Raw genomic sequence first — 21736 nt, 5'->3', positions numbered from 1 at the left:
ACGTGGTGCCGATTGGCCCGCTGCACGTCACCTCCGATGAACCGGGCCACTTCCGTCTGTTCGTTGACGGCGAGAACATCATCGACGCCGACTATCGTCTGTTCTATGTCCACCGCGGTATGGAAAAACTGGCGGAAACCCGCATGGGTTATAACGAAGTAACCTTCCTGTCCGACCGCGTGTGCGGTATCTGCGGCTTTGCCCACAGCACCGCCTACACCACCTCCGTCGAGAACGCGATGGGTATCGTGGTGCCGGAACGCGCGCAGATGATTCGCGCCATCCTGCTGGAAGTGGAGCGTCTGCATTCGCACCTGCTGAACCTTGGCCTGGCGTGCCACTTCACCGGCTTCGACTCCGGATTTATGCAGTTCTTCCGCGTGCGTGAAGCGTCCATGAAAATGGCGGAAATCCTCACCGGGGCGCGTAAAACCTACGGTCTGAACCTGATTGGCGGCATCCGTCGCGACTTCCTGAAAGACGACATGATCCAGACCCGTCAACTGGCGCAGCAGATGCGTCGTGACGTGCAGGATCTGGTGGATATTCTGCTGAGCACCCCGAACATGGAACAGCGCACCGTCGGTATCGGCCGCCTGGACCCGGAAATCGCCCGCGACTTCAGCAACGTCGGCCCGATGGTTCGCGCCAGCGGCCACGCCCGTGACACCCGCGCCGATCACCCGTTCGTGGGCTATGGTCTGCTGCCGATGGAAGTGCACAGCGAGCAGGGCTGCGACGTTATTTCCCGTCTGAAGGTGCGAATCAACGAAGTGTTCACCGCGCTGAATATGATTGACTACGGCCTTGATAACCTGCCGGGCGGCCCGTTGGCGGTGGAAGGTTTCACCTACATTCCACACCGCTTCGCGCTGGGCTTCTCTGAAGCGCCGCGCGGTGACGATATCCACTGGAGCATGACCGGCGACAACCAGAAACTGTACCGCTGGCGCTGCCGTGCGGCAACCTACGCCAACTGGCCAACTCTGCGCTACATGCTGCGCGGCAACACCGTGTCCGATGCGCCGCTGATTATCGGCAGCCTCGACCCTTGCTACTCCTGTACTGACCGTATGACTGTGGTCGATGTGCGTAAGAAGAAGAGCAAGGTCGTGCCGTACAAAGAGCTTGAGCGCTACAGCATCGAGCGTAAGAACTCGCCGCTGAAATAATTGGGGCATTGCGTGGGGGATTTCCCCTCACCCCGACCCTCTCCCCAAAGGGGCGAGGGGGAAGGGCAGACAGTGCAGAACTGTCCCCTCTCCCTTAGGGAGAGGGCTAGGGTGAGGGTAAAACCCCGCACGCAAGCTGGGAGCAACTATGTTTACCTTTATTAAAAAAGTCATCAAAACCGGCACGACGACATCGTCCTACCCGTTAGAGCCGATGCCGGTAGATAAAAACTTCCGCGGCAAGCCGGAGCACAATCCGCAGCAGTGCATCGGTTGCGCGGCATGCGTTAACGCCTGCCCGTCGAACGCGCTGACGGTGGAAACCGATCGCGCCGCTAATCAGCTGGCGTGGCAGTTCAACCTCGGTCGCTGCATCTTCTGCGGCCGCTGCGAAGAAGTGTGCCCGACGGCGGCAATTAAGCTGTCGCAGGAGTATGAGCTGGCGGTGTGGAAAAAAGAAGATTTCCTCCAGCAGTCGCGCTTTGATATCTGCAACTGCCGCGTGTGTAACCGTCCGTTTGCGGTGCAAAAAGAGATTGATTACGCCATTGCGCTGCTCAAGCACAACGGCGACAGCCGCGCGGAAAATCACCGTGAAAGCTTTGAGACGTGCCCGGAATGTAAGCGTCAGAAATGTTTGGTGCCTTCCGACCGTATTGACATGACTCGCCACATGAATGAGGCCATCTGATGAGCAACTTAATAGGGCCACGCGACGCCAACGGCATGCCGGTGCCGATGACGGTAGAGGAATCTATCGCCAGCATGAAAGCGTCGCTGCTGAAAAACATCAAACGTTCCGCCTACGTTTACCGCGTGGACTGCGGCGGCTGTAACGGCTGCGAGATTGAAATTTTTGCGACGCTTTCGCCGCTGTTCGACGCCGAACGTTTTGGCATTAAAGTGGTGCCGTCGCCGCGTCATGCCGACATTCTGCTGTTCACCGGGGCGGTGACTCGCGCCATGCGTTCGCCGGCGCTGCGCGCCTGGCAGTCTGCGCCGGATCCGAAAATCTGTATCTCCTACGGCGCGTGCGGCAACAGTGGTGGTATCTTCCATGACCTGTACTGCGTTTGGGGCGGCACCGACAAAATCGTACCGGTAGACGTGTATATTCCGGGTTGCCCTCCGACGCCTGCGGCGACGCTGTACGGCTTTGCCATGGCGCTGGGCCTGCTGGAGCAGAAAATCCACGCCCGCGCGCCGGGTGAGCTGGACGCCCAGCCTGCGCAACTGCTGCATCCGGACATGGTCCAACCGCTGCGTGTGCAGGTTGACCGCGCCGCGCGCCGTCTGGCGGGCTATCGCTACGGTCGTCAGATTGCCGACGACTATATGCTGCGTCTGAATCAGGGCGATGCTCAGGTTCAGCAGTGGCTGGAGACGGAAAACGATCCGCGTCTGACGGAAATCGTCACGCAGCTTAACCACGTAGTAGAAGAGGCACGTATTCGATGAGCGAACAGGTGGTGTTCAGTCAACTGAGCCGTAAATTTATTGATGAGAACGATGCGACGCCCGACGAGGCGCAGCAGGTTGTCTATTACAGCCTGGCGATTGGCCACCACCTCGGGGTCATCGACTGCCTCGAAGCCGCGCTGACCTGCCCGTGGGACGACTACCGGGCGTGGATCGCCACCCTGGAAGAGGGCAGTACGGCGCGACGTAAAATGGAAGGCGTGCCGAAGTACGGTGAGATTGTTATCGACAGCAACCATGTGTCGATGCTGGCCCACGCCTTTGATAAAGCGCGCGCCGTACAAACCACGCAGCAGCAGGAGTGGAGTCAGGCCATGCTCAATATGCTGCACGCGATTCATCAGGAGAGCGCCATCTATCTGATGGTGCGTCGCCTGCGTGACTGATTTTTGCAAGATTGAGGAATGACCATGACTGACGTTTTACTCTGTGTCGGCAACAGCATGATGGGCGATGACGGCGCGGGCCCGCTGCTGGCGGAAAAGTGCCTCGCCCAACCGAAAGGGGCGTGGGTGGTGATTGACGGCGGCAGCGCGCCGGAAAACGACATCGTCGCTATCCGCGAGCTGAATCCCGATCGCCTGTTGATTGTCGACGCCACCGACATGGGGCTGAATCCCGGCGAAATTCGCATCATCGATCCGGACGATATCGCCGAAATGTTTATGATGACCACCCATAATATGCCGCTGAACTATCTGGTCGATCAGCTAAAAGATGATGTGGGCGAGGTGATTTTCCTCGGCATTCAGCCGGATATCGTCGGCTTCTACTATCCGATGACGGAGGCGATTAAAGACGCCGTTGACGTGGTGTATCAAAGGCTGGAAGGCTGGCAGGGCCACGGTGGCTTTGCGCAACTGGAAGCGGAGGATGAGGCGTAATCCGCTCCTCATCCTGACCCTCTCCAGAACGGAGAGGGGAAACTACCTGCCCAGATGCGCACCGATGTAGCGCTGATAGCGATTGGCCTTCAGATAGGTTAAGTCCACCAGTACCAGCCCATCCACGCAGTTGTTAAAGTCCGGGTCGCTGCCAAAATCGATAAACTGCACGCCGCCCGGGTCGCAGACTTCGGAATATTGTTTGTAGAGCGGCGGAATGCCGCAGCCAAGGTTGCCGAGCAGCGACTTTAGCCGGGTCAGGTCTTCGCTGTAATCTTCGCCGCTAAACTGCGCCAGCACGTCGGGTAACGACGCCGGGTACGGGCGGCGCGATTCCGCCAGCGGATGCGTTGCCGGAAACCACAGACGGTAGAAGGCAACCAGCAGGTCGCGCGCCGCCGGTGGCATCCCGCCGGAGATAGAGACCGGACCGAACAGGTAACGGTAGTGCGGATAGCGCGCCAGATACGCGCCGATGCCGGACCACAGGTAATCCAGCCCGCGACGTCCCCAGTAGCGCGGCTGAATGAAGCTGCGGCCCAGTTCAATGCCGTGTTGCAGAATATCATCCATCCGCTCATCGTAGTGGAACAGACTATAGCTGTAGATGCCGTCCAGCCCACGTTTTTCCAGCTGCATGGCGGTAGGGATAAAGCGGTAGGCGCCGACGATTTCCAGATCTTCTTCATCCCATAGAATCAGATGCAGATAGTCGTCGTCATAACCGTCAACGTCGCGGCGTTTGCCGCTACCTTCACCGACTGCGCGGAAGGCGATTTCACGCAAACGGCCCAGTTCGCGCAGCAGCGGCGCATCTTCCTGGCCGTTACGCTGCCATAAATAGATCATTTTCCCGTCCGCCGTGCGGCCCAGACATTCCGCCTGGTTGAACTCGCGCTTAAGCAACGCGCGTGCCTCCGGGCGAGCAATCGCGCTTTCGGTTTTGAATAGGCCCGGCAGCCCTTTGCCTAACCGCTGGACGTGGCGATAGCACCGGTCTGTCATTTCACGCGGCGTGGACTGCGGATTAAACCAGGCGGACCACGAAATTTGTTCACCAAGCGTTAACGGCAGGCTGCTGTTACGGCGACGGAACATCTGCTGCATCAGTAGCAGCAGCGGCAGGTTTTGCGACATCAGCGTGCTGGCGTAAAACAGCGCACTGTTGCGCGCATCAATCCACGCTGGCAGCAGCGGGGCGCGGTATTTCGCCGCCAGCTTGATAAAACCGGAGTGCCATTTTTTATCGCGAATGCCGCGACGCGTCAGGCGCGACACTTCGCCTGCCGGGAAGAAAATCAGCACGCCGCCGTTTTGCAACTGGCTGTCCATTTGCTGGAGCGCGGCTTTAGCGGTGCGACCGTTGATATTGTCCACCGGAATAAACAATGAGCTAAGCGGTTCAAGGTGCGTCAGCATCCGGTTGGTGACCACTTTAACGTCGCGGCGCACGCGGGAAACGGCGTAGAGCAGGGCCAGACCATCAAGCGTGCCGGTAGGATGGTTAGCGATGATCACCAGCGGACCTTGTTCGGGGATTTGTTCGAGACTGCGTAGTGGGAGATCGCAGTGGATATTGAGGTATTCCAGCACCTGTTCGACGGTATCCAGCCCTTTCAGGTGACGGTGGCGTGCCGCGAATTGTTGAAACTCTTCTTCATGCAGCAGTTTTCTCAGCACGCTCTTTTGCCAGGGGGCGGGCCTCGCCTCTGGCCACAGGTCGTCGATGACATTGTCGAGACTAAACATAGTGGCTCCTCCTCTGTCCTGCTGTGACAGTAGAAGGGGGAGATGTCGGTTAGATGGCAGTTTGGTGACGTTTTATGACAAAACGCCCCGCATTGCGGGGCGTTGGGGGGATTAACGCAGAATTTTCTTCTCGGCTAAATCGAGGGCGAAGTAGCTGAAGATGAGGTCCGCGCCCGCGCGTTTGATGGCGCCGAGGCTTTCCAGCACCACTTTCTCTTCGTCAATGGCGCCGGCCTGTGCGGCAAACTTAATCATCGCGTACTCGCCGCTAACCTGGTAGGCGCCAATCGGCAGCTCGGTGCGTTCACGGATATCGCGCAGGATATCGAGATAGGCGCCCGCCGGTTTGACCATCAGGCAGTCGGCGCCCTGGGCTTCGTCGAGCAGTGATTCGCGAATCGCCTCGCGGCGGTTCATCGGGTTCATCTGATAGGTTTTGCGATCGCCCTTCAGCGCGGTGCCGGCCGCTTCACGGAACGGGCCGTAGAAGGAGGAGGCGAATTTGGTGGAGTAGGACATGATCGCGGTATCGGTGAAGCCCGCCGCGTCCAGCGCCTGGCGAATAGCCTGTACCTGGCCGTCCATCGCCGCGGAAGGGGCGATAAAGTCGGCACCCGCCGCCGCCGCAACCACCGCCTGTTTGCCGAGGTTAGCCAGCGTCAGGTCGTTGTCCACGCCGTGATCGCACAGCACGCCACAGTGGCCGTGAGAGGTGTATTCGCAGAAGCAGGTATCGGACATGACGATCATTTCCGGTACGGTTTGCTTGCAGATGCGCGACATACGCGCCACCAGACCGTCTTCTTTCCAGGCGTCGCTGCCGGTGGCGTCGGTGTGGTGAGAGATGCCAAAGGTCATCACCGAGCGGATACCGGCGTTAGCAATGCGTTCAATTTCGCGCGCCAGATGCTTCTCTGGAATGCGCATCACGCCCGGCATGGCCTCGATGGCTTTGTAATCGTTGATTTCTTCTTCAACAAAGATCGGCAACACCAGGTCGTTTAAGCTCAGTGTTGTCTCTTCAAACATGGCGCGCAGCGCAGCGGATTTGCGCAGGCGACGGGGGCGATGGAGTAAGTCTGTCATGGTATGCCTGATGTTTGTGAAATAAGACCACTATTGTAACCGAATCAGGGTAAAGATGTTTTACTAAAGTGGTGGTTATGCTCATCGTACGGCCAGGCGGCATGGAACGCGACGAACGGATATTGCTTAATACCTCATGAGTGGAATGAATACTTAATTTTTATTATTTTGTGATTAAGTATATTTAATATTTTTGTTTTCATCTTTCATATTGGAGTAATGGTTTTTTTAAAACGATTTTTAAAAGTTTTTACTTTACTCAGCGGGAAAGTTTTTTATTATGTTCATCAGGTTCTTTTTCGGACCTGGCGCATACAGAACCGGAACTATTCTGTATATCTTAGGACATTATCCCCATCACGAAGAGGGGGATATTTGCACGGATTGCATCGCATGCCTTATCTCAGTAAACCACACGCCGAATTTATCGCGCTCGATAAGCATCTGGCGCCACGTGGCGTGAGCTTTAATCTGCAACCAGGGCAGAGTGTGCTGCCAGTTGACAGCACCCTGGGGGAGATGACCATCGTGGTACAAAAAGGGGCGGTTTCCCTACGCCGCGAAGAGCACAACGTTCTCTTTGGCCTGGTTCAGGGACCGTCGATTTTTGGTCTGGCCGCGGCGGCCAGCCCCATTCATAACCGTTATTCGCTCACAGCCGAAGCCGAATGCCGGGGGTACTACCTCCCGGCAAAAGAGACCCTACAATGCCTTGACCGCTATCAGCTCTGGCGAGAAGCGTTTTACTGGATGGCCTGGCAGACGCGTTTGCTGGAACAACGCGATAAGCAGTTAATTGGCGCTAACCATTATCATCAGATTCGCGCCACATTATTAATGATGCGCAACTGGGACGATAATATTCGCGCACGTATTGGCGTGCTGAATTATATTCAGCAACGTACGCGAATATCGCGCTCGGTGATAGCCGAGGTGTTAGCCGCGCTGCGCCAGGGCGATTATATCCAGATGGAAAAAGGCAAACTCGTCGGTATTACGCGTTTGCCTTCGGAATATTAAGAGGCGGGGATAACGTTGGCTTTATTACCGCTGAGCTCGGTCACTAATTCATTAATACCGTCGCTCATATTGACGAAGCGGGTTAACGGCGAGCGGGTCACCACCACGAAAGCGCCGACGTTAGACTGCGGAATCATCGCCATATAGGTGATAAAGCCGCCGCCGCCGCCGGTTTTCTGGATAATGCCAGGGCGACCATCTTTCGGCGCCATGTACACCCAGCCGAGGCCCAGCGCGTCGGCGCGGCCCGGCACGTCCATGCCAATCACGCGGGTTAACTGGCTACGCTTGTAGACCAGCGTCTGCATCCGGTCGGCCTGGCTGCTGCGGTGGTAGAAATCGGATGACAGATACTGCTGCATCCAGCGCATCATATCGCCCGGCGTAGAGTACACGCCACCGCTGCCCATGGCCGCCAGCGTGTTATTACACGGGCTGGCCCCTTTCTCCGCCACCATCAGGCGGCCACACTGGTCCGGCGATGGCGTAAACGTGGTGTCTTTCATGCCCAGCGGGCGCGCGATCTGCTCTTCAAACAGCTGTGGATAGGGTTTGTGCGCGGCGTTGCCCAGCGCGTCGGCCAGCAGGTCGAAGGCCAGGTTAGAGTAGCTGGCCTGCGAGCCCGGCGCGGCGTGCAGTTTTGCCGTTGACAGATAGCTCCAACGCTGCGACTGAGTCGGCCAGACGAAGACCGGACGATGCGCCGCGCCGCCCGGCTGCTCGCGCGGCAGAGAGCTGGTATGCGTTGCCAGGTTCACTAAGCGAATTGGCGTGCCGTTGTAAGTCGGGACGCTCGCGCCCGACGGTGCATATTTACTCAGCGGGTCGTCGAGCTTCACCACGCCCTGGTCGAGCAGTTTCACCAGCATTTCGCTGGTCATCAGCTTCGTCAGCGAGGCGATACGAATCACCGAGTCAAGCTGCGGATGCACGTTGTTGCCCGGACGGGTTTCGCCAAAGCTGCGGAACACGCGCTGGTTGCCGTCGATCACCACCAGGGCCATGCCGGTTGCGCCACTCCCGTAAAAGATATGGTTAGCGTATCGGTCAACAATATCGGACGCAAACGCGGGCGCGGTAATCGGCTGTGGCTGAGCTGCCTGCACCGAGGTCAATGACGCCACGCACAGCGCGGCAGAAAAAAGCAGACTACGTTTCAACGGAAGCATCCATGAATTGAAATGGGAGAGTAATGCGTATTTATACTAAAAATACATCGAATCGGCATCAGGCACAGCGCCATTAAACGGTATGATAGCGGGAAAAACGTAACCGAGCGTAAACGCGATGATTATTCCGCGATGTGGATACGCGCTTTTGTGATCCGACGCGTATGATAGAGACGTGGACCGCCTGCGAACTCTGGCGGTATTTTTCGGTCTGATTGCACAGTTACATTGCCTAATACCTCTTTACGGTAAAAACGATCCGTGGCGGTATTCTGTTGTCACAGCACAACGCAGAATCATAAGAAGTTAGCAGGAGAGTACGATGTTTAAGTCTTTTTTCCCTAAGCCGGGTCCCTTTTTTCTCTCGGCGTTTATTTGGGCAATGGTCGCGGTGATTTTCTGGCAGGTGGGCGGCGGTAGCTGGCTGCTGCGCCTGACCGGCGCGAGCAATGATGTGCCGATTAGCGCGGCGCGTTTCTGGTCGCTGAACTACCTGGTGTTTTATGCCTACTATCTGGTGTGCGTCGGGCTATTTGCCGGCTACTGGTTTATCCGCAGCCCGCACCGCTGGCAGTACTGGTCGATTCTGGGCACGGCGCTGATTATTTTTGTCACCTGGTTTCAGGTAGAAGTGAGCGTGGCAGTGAACGCCTGGTATGCGCCGTTTTACGATCTGATTCAAAAAGCGCTCTCCGCGCCGCATAAGGTCGCAATTGGCCAGTTTTATCAGGAAATTGGAATCTTTTTAGGTATCGCCTTTATTGCGGTAGTCATTGGCGTATTGAGTAACTTTTTCATTAGCCACTATATCTTTCGCTGGCGTACCGCGATGAACGAATACTACATCGCGCACTGGCAGCACCTGCGTCATATCGAGGGGGCGGCTCAACGTGTGCAGGAAGATACCATGCGTTTTGCCTCTACGCTTGAGGATATGGGCGTTAGCCTGCTGAACGCGATCATGAAACTGATTGCTTTTCTGCCGGTACTGGTCGCACTTTCCCCACATGTACGTGAACTGCCGATTGTTGGGTATATACCCTATGGTCTGGTGATTGCCGCCATTATCTGGTCGTTGCTCGGTACCGGTTTACTGGCGATAGTCGGTATCAAGCTACCGGGGTTAAATTTTAAGAATCAACGGGTGGAAGCGGCATATCGTAAGGAATTGGTGTACGGCGAGGATGATCCTAATCGCGCTACACCACCAACGGTACGCGAGCTGTTTGACGCCGTGCGCCATAACTACTTTAAACTCTATTTCCATTACACATATTTTAATATTGCACGCATCGTGTATATACAGGCAGATACCGTTTTCGGTCTGTTCCTGCTGTTTCCGTCGATTGTAGCCGGTACGATTACGCTCGGTCTGATGACGCAGATCAGTAACGTATTCGATCAGGTTCGTAGTTCGTTCCAGTATTTGATCAGCTCCTGGACCACGCTGGTGGAGCTGATGTCTATCTACAAACGTCTGCGCAGCTTCGAACGAGAGCTGGATAACAAAGATCTGCCGGATGAAATCGTTCAGCCGCAAAGTTAAGAAAACCGTTTATTTTTGATAAGGATAGCCCATGGCGATAGCCACAACGCGTTACCGTTCGTTTGCCCTGACCCTGCTGGCCGCCGCGCTGTTAAGCGCCTGTACCAGCCAGCAGGCACCGCAGTTGAAAGAGGGCGAAAAACCGGTCGATGTGGCAAGCGTGGTGCGGCAAAAAATGCCCGCCAGCGTGAAGGACAGAGACGCCTGGGCGCAGGCGCTGGCGAAGACTTTCGAGAGCCAGAAGCTGGCGCCGACGGAAGAGAATATCTGTTCGGTGCTGGCGGTCGCGCAACAGGAGTCGAACTATCAGTCCGACCCGTCGGTACCTAATCTGAGCAAAATCGCCTGGCAGGAGATCGACCGCCGGGCGGAGAAGATGCATATCCCGGTTTTCCTGGTGCACACCGCGCTGAAAATCAACTCGCCCAACGGTAAAAGCTACAGCGAACGGCTGGATAACGTGAAAACCGAAAAACAGCTGAGTGCGATATTCGACGACTTTATCGGCATGGTGCCGATGGGGCAGAAGCTGTTTGGCTCGCTTAACCCGGTCCACACCGGCGGGCCGATGCAGGTCAGCATCGCCTTTGCCGAACAGCATCAGGATAACTACCCGTGGAAGATGGAGGGCACCGTCCGCCAGGAGGTGTTCTCGCTGCGCGGCGGTCTGTGGTTCGGCACCTACCATCTGCTTAACTACCCGGCGAGCTACACGGCGCCTGTTTATCGCTACGCCGACTTTAATGCCGGTTGGTACGCTAGCCGTAACGCGGCTTTCCAGTATGCGGTCAGTAAAGCCACCGGCGTGAAACTGGCGCTGGATGGCGACGTTATCCTTTACGGCAGCGATAAGCCGGGCAGCACGGAGAAAGCGGTCAGGAAACTGGCGGATAAGCTGTCACTGAGCAACGCTGAAATTCACCGTCAGCTACAAAAAGGTGACAGCCAGGCGTTTGAAAGCACCGCGTTGTACAAAGGGGTGTATAAAATTGCCGAGCAAAAAGCGGGTAAACCGCTGGCCCGCGAGATGCTGCCGGGGATTCAGCTGGAGAGCCCGAAAATAACCCGTCAGTTAACCACGGCGTGGTTTGCTAAACGGGTTGATGAGCGCCGGGCCAAATGCATGGCGCTGAATTAATCGTGATGACGCAGGCGGCGCACCAGGGAAACCACGCCAAGGATGGCGCAGCCTGCGAGGAAGGGCACCAGGCCAAACAGCGTACTCACGCCGAGGCCAATTTCCACGCGCGGACGGCCGCTATCCTGAATCTGCATCAGGTGCTCATAGATACCTGGAGCGTGCAGCACCAGCGATAGCAGTTGCGCGCCTACTGAAAAGCACAGCAGGACGAAAAGCGCGTACGCGAGGTTGCCTGACGCGGAGGACGCCTTTTTCTTCCCACTGAACATGAGTTTTGACAAGGTAAAATCTGTCATTGGGACCTCCAGGATCACGTGAAGACGGATGATTGCGTGTTACTGGGGTGAGTGTGGCAGTAGATAGGAATTGTCAATATCGGATTTATGGTAAATTTTGAGCCAGAATATTCCTGGTTTTGCTGTCCGATTTACGCATTTCCCGCTTCAGCTTGAGGTTAAATCCCATTAACATTCGCTAACTGCCGTTCACACCACAGACGTTGTTGCGGGTTTATGGCATCCTGTTTTCTTTGTGATGGAGCCGCTATGAACCTGCCTGTAAAAATCCGCCGCGACTGGCACTACTACGCATTTGCGATTGGTCTTATCTTTATTCTTAACGGAATTGTTGGCCTGCTGGGTTTTGAGGCGAAGGGCTGGCAAACCTATGCCGTGGGGCTGGTAACGTGGGTGATTAGCTTCTGGCTGGCAGGGTTGATTATTCGTCGCAGAGAAGAGTAAAAGGTCAGGATTTATCGGGGCGCGTTGCTGCGCCCCGCATACACGTCTTAATCGTTCATTGATGTTTTCAGCGCTTTATCGGCCTGATGGCGTTCCAGCGCGAGCTCGATCAAGCGGGTAATCAATGATGTGTAGTCCAGACCGCTGGCCTGCCACAGTTTCGGGTACATGCTGATGTTGGTGAAGCCAGGCAAGGTGTTGATTTCGTTAATCACCACGTCGTTATCGGCAGTCAGGAACACATCCACGCGCGCCATACCGCTACAGCCTAACGTTTGATAAGCCTCAATCGCGACATGGCGGATTTTATCGTTCACTTCGGCGGGAATTGCTGCAGGAACCACCACCTTCGCGCCATTATCGTCAATGTACTTGGTATCGTACGCGTAGAACTCGCTGTTCAGCACGATCTCACCGCAGGTGCTGGCCTGCGGGTCGTCATTGCCCAGCACCGCGCACTCAATTTCACGGCCTTTAATACCTTGTTCCACCACGACTTTATGGTCGAATTCGAAGGCTAGCGCCACGGCTTTCGCATACTGCTCCGCATCGTTGACCTTGCTGACACCAACCGAAGACCCCTGATTTGCAGGCTTAACGAACAGCGGCAGACCCAGCTTCGCTTTGATCTCGTCGAAGGTGAAATTGTCGCGGTTGCGGCGCGTCAAGGTAACAAACGGCGCAATAGACAGCCCGGCATCGCGCAGCAGACGCTTGGTGACGTCTTTATCCATGCAGGCGGCTGAGCCCAGAACGTCGGAGCCGACAAACGGCAGGTTTGCCATACGTAGCATCCCCTGCAGGGAACCATCTTCCCCCAGCGTGCCGTGCACAATGGGGAAAATCACGTCAATGGCATCCAGCGGTTGGCCGCTTTCGGCGTCGATCATCTGCTGGCGTTCGCGGCCTGGAATATGGGCCAGCGTCGTCGTAGAAGGGCGCAGCGCGATACGGGCGGGGTCCTGAGCGTTGAGCAGATAGTTCTGCGCATCGCTGATGTGCCACTGCCCCTGTTTATCGATGCCTAACAGCACCACGTCAAACCGCGTTTTATCAATCGCTTCAACAATATTCTTCGCGGACTGTAGGGAGACTTCGTGCTCCGCCGATTTGCCGCCAAAAACAATCCCAACCCGCAACTTTGCCATTCTCTCAATCCATCCATTCCAAAACGCAAAGCACATAACATACCACGGGCGATGCGGGCTATCTGCCTTTTCCATATCGTTCCGCGCAAATCATCTTCAGGTGCTAAGCATAAGTCACTAATGTTCTGCATTTTCATCGTGATATGTATCACAAAAATGCGTTTGTTGACTGATAAAATCCTGAAGTTATCGATTGAGCATCTCTGACAATACGGCGAGAGAAGCGAGTTGCTAACCTGACAACTTGTTCCCGTCAATTGAAGTCAAACGCGTCGTTATGGAATCCTGGAAGGTTAACCTTATTTCCGTCTGGTTCGGCTGTTTTTTCACCGGGCTAGCGATTAGCCAGATTTTGCCTTTTTTACCGCTTTATGTGGCGCAGCTTGGCGTCACCTCGCACGAATCGCTGTCCATGTGGTCAGGCTTGACCTTCAGCGTCACCTTTCTGGTTTCGGCGATCGTTTCGCCAATGTGGGGAAGCCTCGCGGACCGTAAAGGCCGCAAGTTAATGCTGCTGCGCGCATCGCTCGGGATGGCGGTGGCGATTCTCCTGCAGGCCTTCGCCACCAACGTCTGGCAGCTCTTTTTCCTGCGCGCCATTATGGGCTTAACGTCCGGCTATATTCCTAACGCAATGGCCCTTGTGGCCTCGCAGGTGCCGCGTGAGCGCAGCGGCTGGGCGCTCAGCACCCTCTCGACGGCGCAGATCACCGGCGTGATCGGCGGGCCGCTGCTCGGCGGTTTTCTGGCTGACCATGTAGGGCTGCGAATGGTGTTCTTTATCACCGCATTCCTGCTGATGGTGAGCTTCCTGGTGACGCTGTTTTTAATCAAAGAGGGCTCCCGCCCGGTGCTGGAAAAAGGCGAGAAGCTGAGCGGTAAGGCGGTATTTGCCTCACTGCCGTATCCTGGGCTGGTGATCAGCCTGTTTGTGACGACGATGGTGATTCAGCTGTGTAACGGCTCGATTAGCCCAATTCTGGCGCTGTTTATTAAATCGATGTCGCCGGATAGCACTAACATTGCCTTCTTAAGCGGCATGATTGCCGCTGTGCCCGGCGTATCGGCGCTGATTTCCGCACCAAGGCTGGGCAAGCTCGGGGACCGTATTGGCACGGCCCGCATTTTGCTGGGCACGCTGGTCTTTGCCGTGGTGCTGTTCTTTGCCATGTCGTTTGTGACCACCCCGCTTCAGCTTGGCATTCTCCGTTTTATTCTTGGCTTTGCCGATGGCGCGATGCTGCCGGCGGTACAAACGCTGTTGCTCAAATATATTAGCGAGCGCGTTACCGGGCGTATATTCGGCTATAACCAGTCGTTTATGTATCTGGGTAATGTAGCAGGGCCGCTGATTGGCGCATCCATTTCCGCAATGGCCGGATTCCGCTGGGTATTTATCGCCACCGCGGTGATTGTGCTGATTAACCTATGGCAACTGGCGGTAATGCTCCGCCGTACCCAGCCGGTTCGCCAGTAATATCACGGTAACGATGGAAATAGCGGCACAACGTTATTTCCATCGATTCATTCCGCTGTTATTCAACTTTGTTCGATGGCCCTGCATTATTATGCGAGAGAAACGTTTCGCTGGCGAAAAATGAAACTAATTCCATGATATTCATGAGGATTATATTTTTGCGGGTTTCACTTGCAGAATTGTCTGGATATTGTAATTCTATTCCTGCTTGCCAAAGGGGAATGGAACCGTATGTTTTAGCGGTCTATTTATTTTTTCAGGGCCTGCATCCAGCCCATCGCTATCCATAAGGAAAACGCGCGATGAAAAATTTCATTGCTGAATTGCTGGTAAAACTAGCCGAAAAGGAAGATGAAGCAAACGCGCTACGTATTCAGGTTGATGCGCTGGAAGTGGTGGTGACTACGCTGCTACTGCATATGAAACAGCAGCCGCAGTCCGATCTGGAAAGCCACATTGCCGCCACGTTGAATAAGCTTACACCGCCGGAAGATGCTTCCGATCATCATCGCGAATTATTATATAACCATGTTAAACGGTTATTTCTAGCCCCCGAAAAATAGTAGGTCTTTGCTTATTTCACGCTGTCATTAAACTGTCACGCTCTTTTCTTACAGTCTCCATGTTTTCTTTTTTTTAAGTATTTATACATGGAGAAACTAACGTGAAATACCGTGCTATCGTTGCCGCATTATTACCTCTGCTGGGTCTGCCTACCGTTCACGCGGAGACCTCTACCGCTGTTCTCGATAACCGCGCCGCGCAAGGGGACATCACCCAGCCAGGCGGTGCTCGCCGTTTATCTGCCGATCAAACCGACGCGATTCGCGCCTCCTTAAATAATAAACAGGCCAAAAACGTTATTTTGCTGATTGGCGATGGGATGGGCGACTCTGAAATTACCGCCGCGCGTAACTACGCGGAAGGCGCGGGCGGTTATTTTAAAGGTATTGACGCGCTGCCGTTAACCGGCCAGTACACCCATTATGCGCTGAACAAAAAGACCGGTAAGCCGGACTACGTGACCGACTCCGCCGCGTCGGCCACCGCCTGGAGTACTGGCGTGAAAACCTATAACGGCGCGCTGGGCGTCGATATCCATGAAAAAGATCACCAGACGATTCTTGAGCTGGCGAAAGCGGCCGGCCTGGCGACCGGTAACGTGTCTACCGCCGAATTGCAGGATGCGACCCCTGCGGCGCAGATTTCTCATGTCACTTCGCGTAAGTGTTACGGCCCGAGCGTGACCAGCGAAAAATGCCCAACCAACGCGCTGGAAAAAGGCGGTAAAGGGTCCATTACCGAACAGCTGCTGAATGCCCGCGCAGACGTGACGCTGGGCGGCGGCGCAAAAACCTTCGCCGAAACTGCGACAGCGGGTGAATGGCAGGGTAAAACCCTGCGTGAGCAGGCGCAGGCGCGCGGCTATCAGCTAGTGGATAACGCCACCACGCTGGCGGCGATTACTCAGGCTAACCAGGACAAACCGTTGCTGGGGCTGTTCTCTGACGGCAATATGCCGGTTCGTTGGGAAGGGCCGAAGGCCTCTTATCATGGCAACCTGGATAAGCCAGCGGTGACCTGTACGCCGAACCCGAAACGTGATGCCAGCGTGCCGACTCTGGCGCAGATGACCGACAAAGCCATCTCCCTGTTGAGCGCCAACGAAAAAGGCTTCTTCCTGCAGGTTGAAGGGGCGTCGATCGATAAACAGGATCACGCGGCGAACCCGTGCGGCCAGATTGGCGAAACGGTCGATCTGGATGAAGCGGTACAAAAAGCGCTGGAATTTGCGAAAAAAGACGGCAATACCCTGGTGATCGTCACCGCTGACCACGCGCACGCCAGCCAGATTATTCCACCGGAAACCAAAGCGCCGGGCCTGACGCAGGCGTTGAATACCAAAGATGGGTCAGTGATGGTGATGAGCTACGGTAACTCGGAAGAGGAGTCAATGGAGCATACTGGCACCCAGCTGCGTATCGCGGCCTACGGCCCGCATGCCGCTAACGTAGTGGGCCTGACCGACCAGACTGATCTCTACTACACCATGAAAGCCGCGTTGGGGCTGTAATCTCCCGACCAGGCCGGCGGCATATAATTCGCTGCCGGCCTGGTAAAATTCCTGCCAGCGACCAGACTTACAGAGTTCTACTCACAAAAGGATGGTGCAATGAAAACAACATTACTGATTACCCTACTGTGTGGCGTGTTTGCGGCCAGCGCCGTGTCTGCGGCGACGACGGCAGCCGCGCCGGAGAAGACCCTGACGCCACAGCAACAGCGGATGAGTAGCTGCAATCAACAGGCGACCGCTAAAACCCTGAAGGGGGATGAGCGCAAAACCTATATGAGCAGCTGTCTGAAAGGGGAAGGGGCGACCGCAGACGGCAAAGCGTTAACGCCGCAGCAGCAAAAAATGAAGGATTGTAACGCGCAGGCCGCTCAGAAGACCCTGAAGGGCGACGAGCGTAAAACCTTTATGAGTACCTGTCTGAAGAAAAAGTAAATTCACTTCTTATGGCAAGCTAGCCTGGCCCGGCAGCGTGTGCCGGGCCAGCGTCATCAGGACTTACTCATCTTGTCCGATTTTTCCATGCATTTTGCCATCGCTTCGATGACCGCCGAGCGGAAGCCTTTTTCTTCCAGCACGCGCACAGCTTCAATCGTGGTACCGCCAGGCGAGCACACCATATCTTTCAGTTCACCCGGATGTTTACCGGTTTCCAGCACCATCTTCGCGGAGCCCATAACCGCCTGCGCGGCGAATTTATAGGCCTGGGCGCGCGGCATACCGCCCAGCACAGCGGCATCCGCCATCGCTTCGATAAACATAAATACATAGGCCGGTGCCGAGCCGCTAACGCCCACCACCGGGTGGATCATCGGTTCGGCAATTTCTTCCGCGGCCCCGAAGCAGCGGAAAATATTCAACACATCGGCGATATCTTCCGGGGTGACCAGCGCGTTTGGCGTGACCGACGTCATCCCGGCGTTAACCAGTGACGGCGTATTCGGCATGGCACGGACGATTTTACGATCGTGACCCAGCGCGCGCGCCAGCTGATCGAGGGTAATCCCGGCGGCAATGGAGACCACCAGTGAATCTTTGTTCAGGCTGGAAGCGATGTCGCTCAGTACCTTCACCATAATGCCCGGCTTCACGGCGCCAAAGACGATATCCGCCACCTGCGCCACTTCTTGCGGGCTTTGCGCCGCGTTAATGCCGAACTCATCGCGCAGCGCGGCGACTTTATCCGGGGAAGGGGTATAAACCCAAATCTGCCCAGGAAGTACCTGCCCGCTGGCAATCAGGCCGCCCAGAATGGCCTTTCCCATATTACCGCAGCCAATGAAGCCAATTTTCTTCTCCATCATGTCTCTCCCTCTGTCTGTTTTTTTGTAGTGTACTGTTATAGGCCATTCCCGGCGATGGGTAACGTAATTTTGTGACGCTGGTTGCACATTATTACGTCCGAAGACGCGCTTACCGTATAATCGCCCTTTAACAGCCAGCGTTAAGCGGAGTGAGTATGACGATTTGGGTGGACGCCGACGCGTGTCCGAACGTGATTAAAGAGGTGCTTTACCGCGCCGCAGACCGTACACAGATTGAGCTTGTGCTGGTGGCAAACCAGTATCTACGCGTGCCGCCGTCGCGCTTCATCCGCGCGATGGTGGTGCCAAAGGGGTTTGACGTTGCCGACAATGAAATTGTGCGCCTGTGCCAACCGGGCGATCTGGTGATAACCGCCGATATTCCGCTGGCCGCTGAGGTGCTGGAAAAGGGCGGGGCGGCGCTGAACCCACGTGGTGAACGCTACAGCGATGCCACTATCCGTGAACGTCTGACGCTGCGTGATTTTATGGACACAATGCGTTCCAGCGGTATTCAAACCGGCGGCCCCAGCGCGCTTTCCCAGCGCGATCGCCAGCAGTTCGCCGCAGAGCTGGACAAGTGGCTGTTGGCGGTAAAACGCGGCTGACAGGATTTCTGTCACCGGAATATGCTACCTTTGCCGCGTCGTTCGGCTTGTCAAAACAAGACAGTTTCATGTACTGTTAGCGCAACGGCTTGTGGAATTATTTTTTTACGCTTTAAAAGCAGACGATGGCTGGATATAAAGCGGATAAAATACGCAGGCTGAATCTTTTTGTAACCTAAAGTTTACACTTACTTGTGTACTAGTTTGGTGGTATTATTCACGCTTCACATGCACGTCCCGCAATTTTGCGTCATCAGGGGGAATTCCAGGTAATGACACAACCTATTTTTCTTATCGGAGCCAGAGGCTGCGGAAAAACAACAATAGGTCAAGCGCTTACCCATGCCTGCGATTTCCGTTTTGTTGATACTGACCAGGTGTTACAGCAGCGGTCAGGCATGAGCGTGGCGGATATCGTGGCAGCGGAAGGCTGGCCGGGTTTCCGCGCCAGAGAGACCGAAACGTTAATCTCCGTCACCCAGTCAGGGGCGGTTATCGCCACGGGCGGTGGAATTATCCTTGCACCGGTAAACCGCGAGTTTATGCGCCAGAACGGCGTTGTGGTGTACCTGAATGCGCCGGTTCCCGTTTTAGCGCGCCGTCTGGAAGCCTTTCCAGAAGCTGACCAGCGCCCGACGCTGACCGGTAAACCCATTAGCGAAGAAGTCGCCGATGTGCTGGCTCAGCGCGATGCGTTGTACCGTGAAACCGCCCATTACATCGTCGACGCTTCCGCCTCGCCGGAGCGCGTGGTGACGCTGATCCTCGACGCTCTGCACCTGGCCACCGCCAGCTAGCGAAACGCATCGCTTTCTCCCCATCTCTTCCTCATGCTGTGATGCACGCTGCCGATATAACCCTTTTTATTTTGCGGTTATATCGGGCGTAAATCACATTTTTCACCTATTCTGTATGTTATAGAAAAGTTAAAATCAAAACATATCAGGAGAGTACTGGAAACAACTGGAATCTTTACATTCCGCCTCCCGCGGCAGGTGCTACGCTTCTGAGCGGTATTTTTCATCCATCCAGGTGGCTATTTGTAAAGTGAACTTTCAGAAAAGCAGAAGGTAAATAACATGAGTGCAACGATGGCGATTCTTACGATAGGGGTGGTGCCCGTCAGTGAAGTGTTGCCGCTTTTGACCGAGCACATCAGGGAAGATCAGATCACCCACATCAGCCTGCTAGGCAAAATGAATCGTGCTGACGTCATGGAAGAGTATGCACCAGAACCCGGTGAAGAGCGCTTACTGGTTCTGCTAAATGATAACCAATTTGTTGAAGTATCCCGTCCGAAGGTGGAGTTGAGCCTCCAGGCCGTTATTGAGGTGCTGGACAACCAATCCTATGACGTCATCCTGTTACTGAACACATTCAAATTACGCAGTATGGTGGCGCGCAATGCGATGCTGCTGGAACCTCAGCGCATTATTCCACCGTTAGTCGCCTCTATCGTTGAGGGACACCAGGTCGGGGTGCTTGTGCCTGTCGAAGGCATTTTAAATGCCCAGCAGGAGAAGTGGCAGATGCTGCCCACCTCACCTTATTACGCGCTGGCCAACCCGAACCTCGATACCGATCAGCACCTGATTTCCGCAGGCAGTTCACTGCTGGAACAGGGGGCCGACGTGCTGGTACTGGATTCACTCAGCTATCACCAGCGTCACCGTGACCTATTACAAAAAGCGCTGGATGTGCCTGTTTTACTGTCGAATGTGCTGGTCGCCAGACTGGCGGCAGAATTATTGTGTTAACGGGAGAATTTCGCGTGACAGGTTTCTGTTCGCCCCCCTATATTGGTCTTTTGACGACACGATAATAAGGGCCTGTTTATGCTTCAAAGCAACGAATACTTCGACGGAAAAGTGAAATCCATTGGTTTTACCAGCAGCAGCACCGGGCGTGCGAGCGTGGGCGTGATGGCGGAAGGCGAATATACCTTCGGTACCGCGCAGCCGGAAGAGATGACCGTGATCAGCGGCGCGCTGAACGTGTTGTTACCGGGGGAAACTGAGTGGAAAGTCTATGCTGCCGGGGAAGTTTTCAACGTGCCGGGCCACAGCGAGTTTAACCTGCAGGTCGCAGAGCCAACCTCTTATCTGTGCCGCTATCTGTAATAGTTTCCCTTCCTGCTGCGGCAGGAAGGGAAACACCTCATTCATTAACGCTGCGCTTCGCCGCCTAACCCTTCCACCAGGCTTTTAATCAGCGCCGCCAGCTCGCCGGTCATCAGAATAAAGTCGGCATCGAAACGCTGGGCGTAGTCGTCACGATCGATATCTTCGTTCTGATCGCGCAGTTCGTCGCAGAACTTCAGGCGTTTAATCGAGCCGTCGTCGCACATCACAAACTGAATGCGCTGCTGCCAGTCGAGGGCCAGCTTGGTCACCAGCTTACCGGCTTCGATGTGGACAGCGATTTCGTCGCAAACCAGATCCTGTTTTTTCGCACGGATCACGCCGCCGTCTTCGAGGATCGCTTTCAGTTCGGCTTCATCAAGTAGCTGGAAGCCCTGCGCCGTGGTGCCAGAGCGCACCCATTCGGTCAGCGTCAGTTCGATCGGGTTTTCCAGCGTCAGCGGCACGACCGGCAGAGAACCGAGGCTCTTACGTAACAGCGCCAGCGTATCTTCCGCTTTTTTGGCGCTGGCGCAGTCGACCATAATCAGGTCGTTAACGGTGTCGATCCACATCATCGTCTGGCTGAAGCGACTGAAAGCGCGCGGCAGCAGAGAGTGCAGCACTTCATCTTTCAGGGAATCTTTTTCGGTCTTTTTCAGCTTACGACCCTGATCGGCTTCCAGTTTCTGGATCTTCGCTTCCAGCGCCTGTTTAATCACCGGAGAGGGCAGGATCTTCTCTTCTTTGCGCGCGCAGATAATGATCTGACCATTCGCTGTGTGCGTCAGCGCATCGCTGTGTGAACCCATCGGCGGCACCCAGCCGGTTTTCGCCATATCCTGGCTGCCGCACGGGGTGAAGGTCATCTCAGCGAGCTGTTTTTCCATCTCTTCCGCGCGCAGCGAGATGTCGCGGCTGAGACGATAAACCATTAAATTTTTGAACCACAGCATGATAATTTCCACGGTGTTATCGTTAAATCAGCGTGCAATGATAACGAATTGTCTCTGGCCTTG

The 21736-nt window shown here is 55.3% G+C and carries 24 protein-coding genes; 17 read left to right on the top strand and 7 right to left on the bottom strand.

Annotated features, from left to right (window positions below; all coding sequences use genetic code 11):
* From hycE to hycI, 5 genes are all read left to right on the top strand, one after another.
* The coding region (hycE, locus tag ACW14G_RS04550; RefSeq protein ID WP_455648492.1) for a formate hydrogenlyase subunit HycE at positions 1-1172 on the top strand (1172 nt) is incomplete at its 5' end.
* 148 nt (positions 1173-1320) lie between these two features.
* Positions 1321-1863, top strand: a complete 543-nt coding sequence (locus ACW14G_RS04545) for a formate hydrogenlyase complex iron-sulfur subunit (protein ID WP_064547792.1) — start codon at positions 1321-1323, stop codon at positions 1861-1863.
* The gene (locus ACW14G_RS04540) at positions 1863-2630 is read left to right on the top strand and encodes an NADH-quinone oxidoreductase subunit B family protein (RefSeq protein ID WP_167576556.1); all 768 of its coding nucleotides are present in this window, start codon (positions 1863-1865) and stop codon (positions 2628-2630) included. Before ACW14G_RS04545 ends, ACW14G_RS04540 begins: the two co-directional genes overlap by 1 nt.
* Positions 2627-3037, top strand: coding sequence for a formate hydrogenlyase maturation HycH family protein (locus tag ACW14G_RS04535; protein ID WP_163445873.1), 411 nt, complete (start codon positions 2627-2629; stop codon positions 3035-3037). The genes ACW14G_RS04540 and ACW14G_RS04535 overlap by 4 nt, the downstream gene beginning before the upstream one ends.
* A gap of 24 nt (positions 3038-3061) precedes the next feature.
* Positions 3062-3535, top strand: a complete 474-nt coding sequence (gene hycI / locus ACW14G_RS04530; protein ID WP_347290353.1) for a hydrogenase maturation peptidase HycI — start codon at positions 3062-3064, stop codon at positions 3533-3535.
* A gap of 42 nt (positions 3536-3577) precedes the next feature.
* Here hycI and ACW14G_RS04525 read toward each other — a convergent pair whose 3' ends face one another.
* Complete coding sequence (locus ACW14G_RS04525; protein ID WP_249022245.1) at positions 3578-5284, bottom strand: lysophospholipid acyltransferase family protein; 1707 nt, start codon at positions 5282-5284, stop codon at positions 3578-3580.
* Between the two features lie 111 nt (positions 5285-5395).
* Positions 5396-6370, bottom strand: a complete 975-nt coding sequence (gene hemB / locus ACW14G_RS04520; protein ID WP_163445875.1) for a porphobilinogen synthase — start codon at positions 6368-6370, stop codon at positions 5396-5398.
* 393 nt (positions 6371-6763) lie between these two features.
* Between hemB and ACW14G_RS04515 the strand changes: the two genes are divergently transcribed.
* A complete protein-coding gene (locus ACW14G_RS04515) occupies positions 6764-7390 on the top strand; it encodes a helix-turn-helix domain-containing protein (protein WP_163445876.1) in 627 nt (208 codons plus the stop codon).
* On the opposite strand, the gene ampH is transcribed toward ACW14G_RS04515, so the two are convergent.
* Complete coding sequence (gene ampH / locus ACW14G_RS04510; RefSeq protein ID WP_249022244.1) at positions 7387-8550, bottom strand: D-alanyl-D-alanine-carboxypeptidase/endopeptidase AmpH; 1164 nt, start codon at positions 8548-8550, stop codon at positions 7387-7389. The genes ACW14G_RS04515 and ampH overlap by 4 nt on opposite strands.
* Positions 8551-8881: 331 nt before the next feature.
* Here ampH and sbmA point away from each other — a divergent pair, with 331 nt between their 5' ends.
* On the top strand, positions 8882-10105 hold the full coding sequence (sbmA, locus tag ACW14G_RS04505) for a peptide antibiotic transporter SbmA (protein ID WP_163445878.1): 1224 nt from the start codon (positions 8882-8884) through the stop codon (positions 10103-10105).
* A 31-nt stretch (positions 10106-10136) separates the two neighbouring features.
* Positions 10137-11243: a DUF1615 domain-containing protein gene (locus ACW14G_RS04500; RefSeq protein ID WP_249022243.1), complete on the top strand. Its 1107-nt coding sequence runs from the start codon at positions 10137-10139 to the stop codon at positions 11241-11243.
* On the opposite strand, the gene ACW14G_RS04495 is transcribed toward ACW14G_RS04500, so the two are convergent.
* Complete coding sequence (locus ACW14G_RS04495; protein ID WP_064547813.1) at positions 11240-11542, bottom strand: DUF2755 family protein; 303 nt, start codon at positions 11540-11542, stop codon at positions 11240-11242. The genes ACW14G_RS04500 and ACW14G_RS04495 overlap by 4 nt on opposite strands.
* A gap of 249 nt (positions 11543-11791) precedes the next feature.
* On the opposite strand from ACW14G_RS04495, the gene ACW14G_RS04490 reads away from it, so the two are divergent.
* Positions 11792-11986 carry a DUF2754 family protein gene (locus tag ACW14G_RS04490; RefSeq protein ID WP_065357860.1) on the top strand — a complete coding sequence of 65 codons (195 nt, stop codon included), beginning with the start codon at positions 11792-11794 and terminating at the stop codon, positions 11984-11986.
* Between the two features lie 47 nt (positions 11987-12033).
* Here ACW14G_RS04490 and ddlA read toward each other — a convergent pair whose 3' ends face one another.
* Positions 12034-13134 (bottom strand): D-alanine--D-alanine ligase, encoded by a 1101-nt coding sequence (ddlA, locus tag ACW14G_RS04485; RefSeq protein ID WP_163445880.1) that lies wholly within the window; start codon positions 13132-13134, stop codon positions 12034-12036.
* A 277-nt stretch (positions 13135-13411) separates the two neighbouring features.
* Between ddlA and ACW14G_RS04480 the strand changes: the two genes are divergently transcribed.
* From ACW14G_RS04480 to ACW14G_RS04465, 4 genes are all read left to right on the top strand, one after another.
* On the top strand, positions 13412-14611 hold the full coding sequence (locus ACW14G_RS04480; RefSeq protein ID WP_163445881.1) for a multidrug efflux MFS transporter: 1200 nt from the start codon (positions 13412-13414) through the stop codon (positions 14609-14611).
* 302 nt (positions 14612-14913) lie between these two features.
* On the top strand, positions 14914-15174 hold the full coding sequence (locus ACW14G_RS04475) for a sigma-S stabilization anti-adapter protein IraP (RefSeq protein WP_064547820.1): 261 nt from the start codon (positions 14914-14916) through the stop codon (positions 15172-15174).
* A gap of 101 nt (positions 15175-15275) precedes the next feature.
* Positions 15276-16685, top strand: a complete 1410-nt coding sequence (gene phoA, locus ACW14G_RS04470; protein WP_419058248.1) for an alkaline phosphatase — start codon at positions 15276-15278, stop codon at positions 16683-16685.
* Positions 16686-16784: 99 nt separating this feature from the next.
* Positions 16785-17120 (top strand): PsiF family protein, encoded by a 336-nt coding sequence (locus ACW14G_RS04465; protein ID WP_163445884.1) that lies wholly within the window; start codon positions 16785-16787, stop codon positions 17118-17120.
* Positions 17121-17176: 56 nt separating this feature from the next.
* On the opposite strand, the gene proC is transcribed toward ACW14G_RS04465, so the two are convergent.
* Complete coding sequence (proC, locus tag ACW14G_RS04460) at positions 17177-17986, bottom strand: pyrroline-5-carboxylate reductase (protein ID WP_064547835.1); 810 nt, start codon at positions 17984-17986, stop codon at positions 17177-17179.
* 158 nt (positions 17987-18144) lie between these two features.
* Here proC and ACW14G_RS04455 point away from each other — a divergent pair, with 158 nt between their 5' ends.
* The 4 genes from ACW14G_RS04455 (at position 18145) to ppnP (ending at position 20717) form a co-directional block, all read left to right on the top strand.
* Complete coding sequence (locus ACW14G_RS04455) at positions 18145-18597, top strand: YaiI/YqxD family protein (protein ID WP_064547826.1); 453 nt, start codon at positions 18145-18147, stop codon at positions 18595-18597.
* A 272-nt stretch (positions 18598-18869) separates the two neighbouring features.
* Positions 18870-19394 carry a shikimate kinase AroL gene (gene aroL, locus ACW14G_RS04450; RefSeq protein WP_419058251.1) on the top strand — a complete coding sequence of 175 codons (525 nt, stop codon included), beginning with the start codon at positions 18870-18872 and terminating at the stop codon, positions 19392-19394.
* A gap of 282 nt (positions 19395-19676) precedes the next feature.
* On the top strand, positions 19677-20354 hold the full coding sequence (locus ACW14G_RS04445; protein WP_064547829.1) for an AroM family protein: 678 nt from the start codon (positions 19677-19679) through the stop codon (positions 20352-20354).
* Between the two features lie 78 nt (positions 20355-20432).
* Positions 20433-20717: a pyrimidine/purine nucleoside phosphorylase gene (gene ppnP, locus ACW14G_RS04440; RefSeq protein WP_065357852.1), complete on the top strand. Its 285-nt coding sequence runs from the start codon at positions 20433-20435 to the stop codon at positions 20715-20717.
* Positions 20718-20761: 44 nt separating this feature from the next.
* On the opposite strand, the gene rdgC is transcribed toward ppnP, so the two are convergent.
* The gene (rdgC, locus tag ACW14G_RS04435) at positions 20762-21673 is read right to left on the bottom strand and encodes a recombination-associated protein RdgC (RefSeq protein ID WP_064547833.1); all 912 of its coding nucleotides are present in this window, start codon (positions 21671-21673) and stop codon (positions 20762-20764) included.
* Positions 21674-21736: the final 63 nt, after the last annotated feature.

It is taken from the genome of Kluyvera sp., from assembly GCF_965301105.1.
This window is presented reverse-complemented; position numbering and strand designations above follow the sequence as displayed.